This is a genomic window from Ignavibacteriales bacterium (genome assembly GCA_016709765.1).
GTDB lineage: Bacteria > Bacteroidota > Ignavibacteria > Ignavibacteriales > Ignavibacteriaceae > IGN3.
Window position 1 is genome coordinate 1263007 of sequence record JADJMD010000013.1, and the last position, 12388, is coordinate 1275394.

The 12388-nt window shown below is 33.1% G+C and carries 11 protein-coding genes; 6 read left to right on the plus strand and 5 right to left on the minus strand.

Going from position 1 to position 12388, the window contains the following annotated elements:
* Positions 1-16 precede the first annotated feature (16 nt).
* The 4 genes from IPJ23_15210 to IPJ23_15225 form a co-directional block, all read right to left on the minus strand.
* Positions 17-283, minus strand: coding sequence for a hypothetical protein (locus IPJ23_15210; GenBank protein ID MBK7632024.1), 267 nt, complete (start codon positions 281-283; stop codon positions 17-19).
* 7 nt (positions 284-290) lie between these two features.
* A complete protein-coding gene (locus tag IPJ23_15215; GenBank protein MBK7632025.1) occupies positions 291-1673 on the minus strand; it encodes a hypothetical protein in 1383 nt (460 codons plus the stop codon).
* Positions 1674-1847: 174 nt separating this feature from the next.
* Positions 1848-2315: a hypothetical protein gene (locus IPJ23_15220; GenBank protein ID MBK7632026.1), complete on the minus strand. Its 468-nt coding sequence runs from the start codon at positions 2313-2315 to the stop codon at positions 1848-1850.
* 102 nt (positions 2316-2417) lie between these two features.
* Complete coding sequence (locus IPJ23_15225) at positions 2418-3200, minus strand: ParA family protein (protein ID MBK7632027.1); 783 nt, start codon at positions 3198-3200, stop codon at positions 2418-2420.
* A gap of 241 nt (positions 3201-3441) precedes the next feature.
* Here IPJ23_15225 and IPJ23_15230 point away from each other — a divergent pair, with 241 nt between their 5' ends.
* Together IPJ23_15230 and msrA are read left to right on the plus strand one after the other, a co-directional pair.
* Positions 3442-4086 carry an NAD(P)-binding domain-containing protein gene (locus tag IPJ23_15230; GenBank protein ID MBK7632028.1) on the plus strand — a complete coding sequence of 215 codons (645 nt, stop codon included), beginning with the start codon at positions 3442-3444 and terminating at the stop codon, positions 4084-4086.
* A 49-nt stretch (positions 4087-4135) separates the two neighbouring features.
* On the plus strand, positions 4136-4801 hold the full coding sequence (gene msrA, locus IPJ23_15235; GenBank protein MBK7632029.1) for a peptide-methionine (S)-S-oxide reductase MsrA: 666 nt from the start codon (positions 4136-4138) through the stop codon (positions 4799-4801).
* Between the two features lie 14 nt (positions 4802-4815).
* On the opposite strand, the gene IPJ23_15240 is transcribed toward msrA, so the two are convergent.
* On the minus strand, positions 4816-6282 hold the full coding sequence (locus IPJ23_15240; protein MBK7632030.1) for an ATP-dependent DNA helicase RecQ: 1467 nt from the start codon (positions 6280-6282) through the stop codon (positions 4816-4818).
* A gap of 185 nt (positions 6283-6467) precedes the next feature.
* Between IPJ23_15240 and IPJ23_15245 the strand changes: the two genes are divergently transcribed.
* From IPJ23_15245 to IPJ23_15260, 4 genes are all read left to right on the plus strand, one after another.
* Positions 6468-9431 carry a PAS domain S-box protein gene (locus IPJ23_15245; GenBank protein MBK7632031.1) on the plus strand — a complete coding sequence of 988 codons (2964 nt, stop codon included), beginning with the start codon at positions 6468-6470 and terminating at the stop codon, positions 9429-9431.
* A 52-nt stretch (positions 9432-9483) separates the two neighbouring features.
* Positions 9484-10374, plus strand: a complete 891-nt coding sequence (locus IPJ23_15250; protein MBK7632032.1) for a DUF1684 domain-containing protein — start codon at positions 9484-9486, stop codon at positions 10372-10374.
* A gap of 267 nt (positions 10375-10641) precedes the next feature.
* Positions 10642-11352 carry a DUF4386 domain-containing protein gene (locus tag IPJ23_15255; GenBank protein MBK7632033.1) on the plus strand — a complete coding sequence of 237 codons (711 nt, stop codon included), beginning with the start codon at positions 10642-10644 and terminating at the stop codon, positions 11350-11352.
* Positions 11353-11370: 18 nt separating this feature from the next.
* Positions 11371-12363: an NAD(P)-dependent alcohol dehydrogenase gene (locus IPJ23_15260; GenBank protein ID MBK7632034.1), complete on the plus strand. Its 993-nt coding sequence runs from the start codon at positions 11371-11373 to the stop codon at positions 12361-12363.
* Positions 12364-12388: the final 25 nt, after the last annotated feature.

The window sequence follows — 12388 nt, forward strand, 5'->3', positions numbered from 1 at the left end:
GTCAATAACCACCATACTAAAATGATTTTGAAATAATTGCTGCTATTCCGAATACAAGTGCTGTATTAATAGCAATTAACCAATGATAAAATAGCGAACCGACTTTTCCAGTTTCTTCTAAGGTTATCTTTTTGTATTTATTTGCATAAAACGGAAGCATAAAATTCAGGACAATGAAGTATACCTTTTCTCCCCTTTTCTGAAGCTCGTTGAATATCAGTATACCTGAAACGATATACCAGCCAACTGCTATAAATGCTATTATCGCTAAGAAAATTGTCATATCGGTTTTATTCCTTATTCTTTTTAATTAAATCTAAAGTGAGATCCATTGCTGTATCTTTTCTACTTAAAAAATCTTTGTAAGTCTGTTCAACGTAGTAATCGGGTTCTACTCCTTTTGTTTTATCCATTCCCTCAACAGCAGCGGAAAATGTTTCTTGAGGGACATAAACTAACATTTTTGTGTTATCAAGTTTTACCTCTTTAGTTTTAGCATTGCACTTGTAAGTTGATCCGCCTTCTTCACCAACAAGTTTTCCTATTTTGTGATATTTGATTAAAGCACAAAAATGTCCATTTGTTGATCCGCAGTGTTTATCAATTAAAGTGTAAAGATTTCCTTCGAAATGGTTTTCTGCCACGGGAATTGGTTTTGCAAATTCAGCGTATCTCCCGTATTCTTCAGCAAAGTATGGAACAGGTTCTTTTTCTAAATATGAAAGCAACGGGACAGCACAGAATGGGTCGCCACCATCATTACCGCGTAAATCTAGTATCAAATTCTTAATACTGCTTTTCTTAATTTCTACAAATGCACTGTCTAAAAATGATTTGAAATAATCCACCTTATCATAAAAGATAAACGATGGGATTTTTAAGATTGCTATGCCATTTTCCTTTTCAAGTTTAAGAGTTAATGGAGGATGATTAAAATTCTTAAAGACAACTGATCTTACCGCTTCTAGTTTTGCTGGGATCATCTTTTTTGTTTCACTCGTCTTTCTTCCTGGTAAAGCATAAGTAACAACGTAATTTTCAGGAAATCCATAATATCTTGCGTAAGCCATTGGAAATCTCTTTTCGATTTGTGCAAATTGAAATTGTTCAATGAATCCATCAGAGGAGTAACTACTTTTTAAATCACTAATTATTTTTTTTATTGGAAGCGAATTGATTTCCAGGATTATACTTCCAAAAGGGACCTGAGAAGTCTCATTGTAATACCCCGCAACAACAGCATAACCCTCAATCAATTTAATTTGAAGTGGAAATAAGTTGTCTTTCCCTGTTTCCCAAAAACTTCCGGGCATCCAAATACTTGAGTGCATGCATCCTATATTATTGTTAATCGGTGCAAGTATCTGAAAGAATTCGTGATATTGCATTGATCGATTTATTAAAGCGTATTGGTGATCAAACAGGCTATCAAATTTTTCCTCGAATGTATATTCGTATAAGGCACAGTGCTCGTTTTCATATAGCGATCTGAGTTGTAAAAAATCTTTCTGAAGTTCTTCTTTACTGAATACTTTATCATTGTCATGATTTTTATCTAAAGTATCTTCCGGATATGGAAGAAAAGATTTGGAATGTTTTATAAGCTGGTAGTCTTTGGTCTGAAATAAAAGAAACATTCCCAGTAATAGAGCAAATGAAATGTACTTTATCATTTTGCTTCTCACTGATGTTAGAAAATTATAACATAATATAATAAAAAAAGATGTGGCTGATTCTTTTTTAGGTTAAATGGGGTGAAAATAATTTGTTCGGCGAATTAATAAGCAAATATTAGCAATCGTTCATTAATTTAAAATATAACTTTATGCTTCTGGGTGTAATTATTATTAAACCTTAATTGTTTTCCATCTTCCTCTTTTAAAAAGAAAATATCCAACAATAGAAAATGTTGATTCGGAAATTACAATTGAGTAGTAGGCCCCTTCTGCACCAAGACCAAGATATATTGCAAGCGTGTATGCAAGCGGAATCTGAAGTACCCAGAACACGAAAAAGTTCATTATCGTTGGAGTTCTTGTATCGCCGGCACCATTAAATGACTGCACAAGCACCATACCAAAAGCGTAAAATAAATATCCCATTGCAAAAATGCTTAAACACTTTGAGGCATTATCAATAACTTCTTTTTCATCTGTAAAGAACGAAGCAATGTTATCTCCAAAAAGAAAAAACAAAACCATAATGGTTCCCATAAATAACATATTAAAGAAACCTGTACGCCATACGGCTTTTTCTGCACGAGTTTTTAGCTCACCGTTTTGTAAAAGTTCTATGTAAGATGGAATAAATTTCATTACACGAATTTACAATGTAGAATGCACAATTAAGGTTGGTAAAATTTAGTTACAAAAAAACATATTAATCGTTTACTATCTCATTGAGTATCATATTGATAATTATGATTCCTCTAATAGTAATCCTTTATTCATAAGTTCGCTAGCTAATTGTAAATAAGCAACTGAGCCGCTCGATCTAACATCAAACAACATTGTTGGCTTACCATAAAATTCGGCTTCAGTAATTGTAATGCTTTTAGGGATTACAGTTTGAAGAATATCATTACCAAAATTTCCAAACAATGCTTTTTTAGTTAAACCCCACGCTTTTGTATTTGGTTCAAACATTGTGAGCAAAATTCCTTCAACAGACAATTTTTTATTAAGATTTTCTTTTACCCAGTTTATATGACTATACATTTTCTTAAGTGCCGAAATTGAAAATTGCCCAGCACGAATTGGGATTAAAACAGAATCCGCCGCAGTAAGAGCAACAGTAGTTAATCCTTTAAGATAAGGTGGGCAGTCAATTATTATATAATCATAGAGGCCAAGGGCATATTGGTTAAGAATGTTTTCAAACAAATAAATGTTCCTTGTTAATCGGCTGATTCGTTCTTCAATTTCTGCCGAATTAATACTGCAGGGAATAAAATCTAAAGTCTGAATATCTGTTGGATGAATGACAGAATCGATGTACTTAATAAAACTTATAACCTGAAAAATATCTCCTTTAAGTTTTTCATTTTCAAAACCAAGAGAAACAGAACAAGCGCCTGAAGGATCAAAGTCGATTAAAAGAGTTTTCTTTTCTGCAATTGCAAATGCAGCCGCAAGGTTTACGGCAGTTGTTGTCTTACCAACTCCGCCCTTTGGAACAGCAATTGCAATTTTCTTGCTCACAGATGCCTTTAGAGTGAAAATAAAATGTTTTATTAAGATACTGTTCTGAATCTATAAATTAGTTTTTGCTTAAGCAACCTTCTAATTACCAATTTGAATGTGATAACAATCATAAATTGAAAGCAGAAAAAGAAAGTGAATTTATATTATAATTTTATTGTTATATGTTTACCAACAGCAAAACGATTGGGCAAATTCGTTTAAAAAATTAATAGTAGTTAAGAAGTATTCAGGAGGCATTATGAAAATTGGAATTTTGGGATCCGGTGTAGTTGGACAAACTTTAGCATCAGGATTTATTAAACATGGTCATCAAGTTAGGATTGGAACAAGTAATCCGGACAAACTTAGTGAATGGCTCAGCAAATCAGGAGCAAATGGATCGCGTGGTTCTTTTGCTGATGCAGCAAAATTTGGTGAAGTTATTGTTCTAGCTGTAAAAGGAACCGCAGCTCTTAACGTTTTAGAAAAAGCAGGGAATGAAAATCTTAAAGATAAAACAATAATGGATGCAACAAATCCAATTGCAGAAGTTCCTCCCGTTAATGGAGTATTACAGTTTTTTACAAATATAAATTCATCTTTAATGGAAGAACTGCAAAACAAATATCCTCAAGCAAATTTTGTTAAAGCATTTAGCTGTGTGGGTAATGCACTTATGGTTAATCCGAATTTTGGTGGACAGAAACCAACGATGTTTATTGCAGGTAATAACAATGATTCTAAAAGTGCGGTTAAAAATATTTTAAATACCTTTGGTTGGGATGTTGAAGATATGGGAAAAGCAGAAGCTGCACGAGCAATTGAACCGCTTTGTATTCTTTGGTGCATTCCGGGATTTTTAGAAAACAGATGGATGCATGCATTTAAATTGTTAAAAAAATAATTGATCACATTTTTAATTGTGTATTAGATGGTAAAGGAAATTGTGAGTTATGATAGGATTGAAAAAAATATTAAGTGTAGTATATACCCTAATATTTATAACAGTATTTTTAATAGGCTGCAAAGAAAGCAAATCAGAAATAAAACAAAAGAATAATAAAATAATGAATGAACAAAATTTAAACTTAGATACTGCAACATTTGGTTCCGGATGTTTCTGGTGTACGGAAGCAATTTTTGAAAGAGTAAAGGGAGTTAGTTCTGTTGTTTCAGGTTACTCGGGTGGAAGTGTTGCGAACCCAACATATAAAGAAGTTTGTAATGGCACTACGGGACATGCAGAATGTACACAAATTACTTTTGATCCCGCTGTTATAACATACGATGAACTTCTTGAAATTTTTTGGAAGATGCATGATCCAACAACATTAAACAGGCAAGGTAATGATGTAGGCACACAATACCGCTCCGTTATTTTTTATCATAATGATGATCAAAAACAAAAAGCGGAATTTTATAAGAAAAAATTAAATGATGAAAAAATTTGGGATAAACCAATTGTTACAGAAATAACAAAGTTTGAAAAGTTTTATCCTGCAGAAGATTATCACCAGGAATATTATGATAACAATCCTAACCAGGGGTACTGTGCTTATGTTATCACACCAAAAGTAGAAAAATTTGAAAAGATTTTTAAGGATAAGTTGAAGAAGTAATAAGTATTATGATCCTAAAATTCACCATTTATAACTCCGTTAACAGTGCAGCTATCACAATTGCCGCAGGGTTTTTCACCGGGAAAACCAAAATAATCTGAAATAAAAACTCTCCGGCATTTTTCCCCTCGAAAATAATTAACAACCGATAAAAGTTTTTTATTGTCATTTAAAAGTTTTTCTTTTAGATGATCTTCATCCTGTAAAATATCCGGAAGTTCATTTACTATTTGCAGGTTTTGTTTTTCAATTTCCCCTTCAGTAACACCATAGCGATCAAGCATTGCGAGCGCAGTTTCAACCCGAAAATCACTTTTATTTTTAAAACTTATTAGTTCTCGGATGTAGTCGACCCCGCTTGAATTTATTAATCCGATCTCACGTTTTAAAATATCATACATCGCAGAATAAAAATTAGCATCTGGGTTAGACCATTTAATAAATTGCATTTGTGTGTAAAGATCTTCTTGATTGTAAAGTAAAACGCAAACAGAATCATTTCCATCTCTCCCTGCTCTGCCAATTTCCTGGTAGTAAGATTCTATTGAGGAAGGCAATTCTGCGTGAATTACAAACCGAATGTCTGCTTTATCTATTCCCATTCCAAAAGCATTTGTTGCAAGTATAAGTTTTTGTTTTCCATTCAGAAAATCTCGCTGCATGCTTTTGCGTTGTCTGTCTTCCAGTTTGCCGTGATAGACCCCGTGTTTAAATCCTTTATCACCAAGAATCTCAGAAAAGTTTTCTAAAGTCTTTATTAGTGCAAAATAAATTATTCCGCATCCATCATATTTCTCTAAGGTTGAAATTATTTCTTTTAACTTTTCTTTATCATCAAAAACATCAACAGCTTCTAATCTAAGATTTGGACGCTCTATTCCCTGGTGGAAAATTTTTATATCATCTTTATTGATATGAAGTTTTTTGATTATGTCTTCTTGAACACTATGTGTTGCGGTTGCAGTAAGAGCAATTGTTAATGGATTTCCCATCAATTCTCTAAATTCACCAATTCGCGAATAGTCTGGTCGAAAATCATGTCCCCATTCGGAAATACAATGTGCTTCATCCACAGCAAGTAAATCTATTTTTACCTTTTTAATCTGTTCAATAAAATCTGGTTTGCGGAATCTTTCCGGTGTTACATAAAGAAGTTTAATTTTTCCGGCTGTAAAATCATTAAGTCTTTTTTCTCTTTCTGGTTTGGATAGCGTTGAATTGATAAATGCTGCGCGAATATTTTTCTTTCGAAGTACATCAACCTGATCTTGCATAAGAGCAATAAGCGGACTGATTACTATTGTACTGTTATCAAATAAAATGGCAGGAATTTGATAACACAAAGATTTTCCACTTCCGGTCGGCATTAAAACAATAGAATGTTTTCTTTCCTCCGTAATTCTTTTAATGATTGATTCCTGTTCTCCTCGAAAAGAATCGTAGCCAAAATTATTTTTTAGAATTGTGTAAATGTTGCTCATTGATCAATTTATGAATTATTTTATTAAATGTACTAAAACATGGATATTTGTTATAAATATATACACATTTAAATCGATAATAATAAAACTCTTTGTTAACAAAAAAATTTATTTCTGTTGTCAAATTAAGTTTTAATGACAATCAACTGGGAAAAAGATTTACTCTCAAATGCAAGGGAGAAAAAATGCAGACGGAATTTAGAAAAACAATTCTTCTTGTTGAAGACCAAGCCATCATAGCAATGTCTGAAGCAAGCTTGCTTAAGAAAAACGGATATGATGTTGTTATATCCAGTACAGGTGAGCAGGCAATAAAGATTATTGAAGAAAATCATTACATCAACTTAATTCTTATGGATATTGACTTAGGAAAGGGGATTGATGGAACAGAAGCCGCACAAACAATTCTTAAAACACACGAGTTACCAGTTGTTTTTCTTTCGAATCACACAGAAAAAGAAGTAGTTGAAAAAACCGAAAAGATAACTTCATACGGATATGTTGTTAAAAACAGCGGAGAAACAGTACTTCTTGCATCAATTAAAATGGCATTTAAACTTTTTGAAGCCCATAGACGAGTACGCGAAAGTGAATTAAAGTTATTAGAAAGTGATAGAAGATTTCATGCACTCGAAAAACAGATTGATGATGTTATCTGGACTATGGATATGAATTTTCGATTCACCTATTTAAGCCCTTCTGTTGAAAAGATGCATGGTTACAGTGTTGATGAAATGATGAAGTTAAATTTGCAAGACTACTTAACATCTCAAGCATCCGAAAAAGCCATATCTGTAATAGCCGAAGAAATTAAATTGTATTTAATAAACAGAGTTGAAAAAAATATTGTGACTCTCGAAATTGATCAAATAAAAAAAAATGGTACGATTTTTCCTACAGAAATAAGAGCAAGATTTCTTTTGGATAATGAGAACAATCCTATTGGGATTATTGGAGTAACTAGAGATATAACACAGCGCCTTTTATCTGAAAAGACATTAAGAGATAGTGAAAAAACATTAAACCTTACTTTAGAAGGAGCGCAAATTGGTTTATGGGATCAGAACTTTAAAACCGGAATTGTTAACAGAAGTGATCACTGGGCAACTATGCTTGGTTATGATCCGGAGGAAATGAAAAACAATCTGGATTTCTGGAAATCAAATATCCATCCAGATGATTTAGAAAAAACATTAATTGAAGCAAAAAAGCATGAACAGGGCTTAACTGAATTCTATAAAGTTCAACATAGATTAAAATGTAAAAACGGAAATTATAAATGGGTGCTAAACTGGGGAAAAATTTCGGAAAGAGATAGTGATGGCAATCCTGTTAGAGCATTAGGAATTCATATTGATGTAGACGATAACATTAAAGCTGAAGAAGCGTTAATAATTAGTGAAAATAAATTAAGCAGTATTTTTAAAGCCGCACCGGTTGGTATTGGAGTTACATCAAGCCGTGTTTTATTAGAAGTAAACGATACAATGTGTAAGATGCTTGGATATAAAGGCGAAGAACTAATCGGCAAAAATGCACGTATACTTTATCCAAGTGATGAAGAATTTGAACTTGTTGGCAGGGAAAAATATAAACAGATTGAGCAGTTTGGTACTGGCACAGTTGAAACAAAATGGGTGTGTAAAGACGGCCGTATTATCGATGTGCTGCTTAGTTCAACCCCACTAAACTTAAAAGAAATATCCAGAGGGGTTACTTTTACTGTTCTTGATATTACAGGAAGAAAGAAGTTCGAAGATGCTCTAAGAAAAAGTCAAGAAAGATATGCTCTTGCTCAAAGATCTGCAAACATTGGCAGCTGGGAATGGAACATTTTAACCGGAGAAGTAAGCTGGTCTGAAACTATTGAACCTATGTTTGGTTTTGGTAAAGGTGAATTTAAGGGAACTTATGAAGCATATTTAAAATGTATACATCCAGAAGATGTTGGGTTTATGGTTGAGCATTTAAATGCTGCCATATATAGAAGTGAAGAATACAGTAATTTAGAAATGCGGATAATCTGGCCTAACGGTACTATAAAATGGATGCTTGCAAATGGAAGTGTCTTTAGAGATATAGATGGTAAACCGAATCGAATGATTGGCATTGTACAAGATATTACGGAACGAAAAATTGCCGAAGAGAAACTTAGGCAAAGCGAAGAAAACTACCGCCGTTTCTTTGAGGAAGATCTTAGCGGGGTTTTTCTATCTACTCCCGAAGGTGGTTTGAAAGCATGTAACAAAGCTTATGTAGATATGATGGAATTTGAAAGTATTGATGAACTTATTCATTCAAATCCCGTTTCGCATTATCAACAATCGCAGGAAAGAATTGACTTTTTAGATCTGCTGCGTAAGGAAAAAAAGTTAACTAATTATGAAGGTAAGGTAGTTACAAAAACAGGAAGGGCACTTGACACTTTAGAGAACATAATAGGTGTGTTTGATGATCAAGATAATCTTGTTGAATTCTGGGGCTATGTTAATGATATAACCGACAGAAAAAATTCAGAGCAAATACTAAAGAATGCTGCGCTAGAAAAAGAAGCGTTGCATCGCGAATTACTGCATAGAGTAAAGAACAGCTTTAATTTGATTAAATCGCTTATGTATCTTGAGCGAGAGAAATTAAAAGATTCTGAAGCAAGAAAAGTTCTTGAAAATTTGGAAATGAGAATAGGTGCTCTTGCCAATATGTACTCATTATTAAATGCAAGCGGCGCATCTCAGCAAATAGATCTTGGGGAATATTTAAGACAAATAACCAATTCAGTTGCAGAATCTTATATTGGAGATGTAGATCGTATTGAAATTAAATTATCTTTTAATAAAATAGAAACGTCCCCAAAAATAGCTTCTTCTGTTGGATTAATAGTAAATGAAATTTTAACTAACTCACTTAAGTATGCATTTCCTGATAACAAAAAGGGAATCATTTTTATTAGCTTAAAAAAAATAAATGGAAATGCAGAAATTGAAATTACAGATAACGGTGTCGGGGTTTCTGATAATTTTAATATTAATGATGCAAAAGGTATGGGATTACAATTGATAAATATGCTTACCCAGCAGTTAAGCGGTACATTAACAGTTGAAGCCAATAATGGCACCAGGTTTAAAATTCTATTTCCTTTGGAGCAATAGTTTAATAGATTGAATATTAATTATTGTAACAGATAAATAACCAGGAGTTTTGATGTTAAAAAGTTTTTTATTCTTTTCTGTTTTGATTATTACTTTTGCCTGTACTCAAAAACCAACTGCAGATCCAAACTATGTTAAAGAAATAAAGGATTGGGATGCAAAGCGAGTTAGTAGATTAAAAGCTGATGACGGTTGGCTTAATCTTGCTGGAAGATTTTGGTTAAGGCCTGGCATTAGCACCTTTGGTTCTGCAAAAGATAATGACCTGATTGTTGAGTCTGCAGCTTTTCCACAGTACGCAGGAACATTTTTATTTGTTGATTCCAACGTAACGTTTAAAGTTGATAAAGATATAGAAGTTTTATTAAACGGCAATCCTGTTAAGGAAATAAAACTGATTGATGATCAGAAAAAAGATATAACGGTTTTACAAATAGGTTCTGTAAAATTTAACCTGATAATTAGAGATACTCTTTATGGAATACGTTTTCGTGATTTAAACTCTGAGCTGGTAAAAAACTTTAAAGGTATAGAAAGATTTCCGATTGATGAAAACTGGAAACTTAATGCAACATTTGAAACATATAATCCCCCAAAAGAAATTGCAGTGCCAAATATATTAGGACAAGTAAATAAGGAAAAATCCTCCGGCGCAGTGGTGTTTAAGAAAAATGGCGGCTATTACAAAATTGACGCTGTTGATGAAGGCGATGAAAACCTGTTTTTAATTTTTGCAGATCACACTAGCGGAGTTGAAACTTACGGCGGTGGAAGATTTATGTATGTAAGCAAACCGGATTCGACCGGAACAATACTTTTAGATTTTAATAAAGCGTTCAATCCACCCTGTGTGTTTACAAAATTTGCAACATGTCCTATGCCGCCGATACAAAATTATCTTAAACTAAGAATTGAAGCAGGTGAAAAAGTTTATGGACATTAGGCTTTGTTATTTGTAATTGAAGCATTGACGGAGATTCTTTTATATGAGTTTTATTATCAAATGATGTTGCCTATAGATTAGTAATAATCAATGCAAGAATTGTAGCGGGTACTTGTGTGGAGAGCTTTATTTTTATACTAGCTAAATATTGATATCGTAAATATTTTAAAAGTATTTCACAATACTTTTCAAAAAGATCTTAATTTTATATATTGTTTTTAGTAGGGATTAGAAATTCGATTAAACTTTAACTACTAAAGGCAAAAAATGAAAACGAGTAGAAAAACATCACGCTTAACGGGTGTACTATATTTAATTATCATTGCCACGGGAATGTTTGCAGAATTTTTTGTTCGAGCAAACCTGATTGTTCCCAGTGATGCTTCCGCAACCACAAACAACATTATTGCATCAGAATCACTTTTCCGGCTAAACATTTTTGCTGATCTTGTTATGATCATCTGCGATGTTGGCTTGGCAATACTTTTTTATCTGCTGCTAAAACCTGTAAGTAAACCACTTGCATTGCTTGCTTCTTTTTTCAGGCTGGCGCAAGCTACATCGCTTGGCGTTAATTTATTAAATATGTTTTTTGTTCTGCAGCTTATTAGCGGCGCAAATTATCTAGCGGTTTTAGAACCTAATCAATTACAGGCATTTATAATGATGTTTCTAGAATCGCATTCAACAGGATATACTCTAGCTCTTGTATTCTTTGGTTTTAATTTGATTATTCTTGGAGTGTTGATGTATAAATCCGGTTACTTTCCTAAAACACTTGGCGTGATGATAATTATTGCGGCATCAGCTTATTTGCTTGATGCTTTCGCAAAGATCCTGTTAATAAATTACAACAGTTACCAGGAAATAATTACAGTGGCGGTATTAGCTCCAGCATTTATCGGCGAGCTAGCTCTTTGTTTGTGGCTGTTGTTTAGAGGTGTAGAAGAAGCGCGACTAAATTCTATTACAACATAGTTAACAAACAGAGGAATTATGAAAGCAATAATTTATGATACTTATGGGCCGCCAGAAGTACTAAAAAATGTTGAATTAAATAAACCTATTCCTGGAGAAAATGAAATACTTATTAGAAACCGCGCAGCATCTGTAAACTATGGGGATATTATAGCTAGAAATTTTAAAGATATAACTCCGCAAAAATTTAATATGCCTTTTCTCTTTTGGATAATGGCAAGAAGTTTTTTTGGAATTAGCAAACCAAAAGTAAAAATTCTCGGTAGTGAATTTTCCGGTGATGTTGAGGCTGTTGGAAAAAACATTACAGGATTTAAAGTTGGTGATAAAGTTTTTGGTTACCGCGGACAAAGTATGGGAACCTATGCAGAATATTTTGTTGTTCCAGAAAAAAGTGTTGTTTCATTAAAACCTGAAAACATTTCGTATGAAGAAGCTGCCGCTGTTCCGGGTGGAAGTATGGTAGCTCTGTTTGCCGTAAAAAAAGTTAATGTTCAAAAAGGAGAAAAGGTGCTGGTTATCGGTGCTTCGGGCGGAAACGGAAATTTTATTGTACAGATTGCAAAAGATTTTGGTGCACAAGTTACGGGCGTTAGCGGCACCAACCGCATAGATTTTGTTAAGGCATTAGGCGCAGATAAAGTAATCGACTATACAAAAGAAGATTTTTCTAAAAGCGGCGAAAAGTATGATGTAATATTTGATATTCTTGGAAGAACTGGATTTGCTAAATGTAAAAACTCATTAACTGAAAATGGAAAGTACGTGCTTATAAGCTTTAAAGTTAAGCAGCTTTTGCAAATGATATGGACATCCATTTTTGGTAAGAAAAAAGTTATATGTGTTTTATCTCCACAAAAGCTTAGTGATCTTATTATTGTAAGTAAGATGATTGAGGAGGGAAAAATAAAATCAATACTAGATAAAACTTTTCCCAAAGGGCAGGCTGTTGAAGCACATAAATATATTGAGAAAGGTAACAAAAAAGGAAATGTTGTAATATCGCTTTAATCTTTAAAAACTTGTTGTTATAATA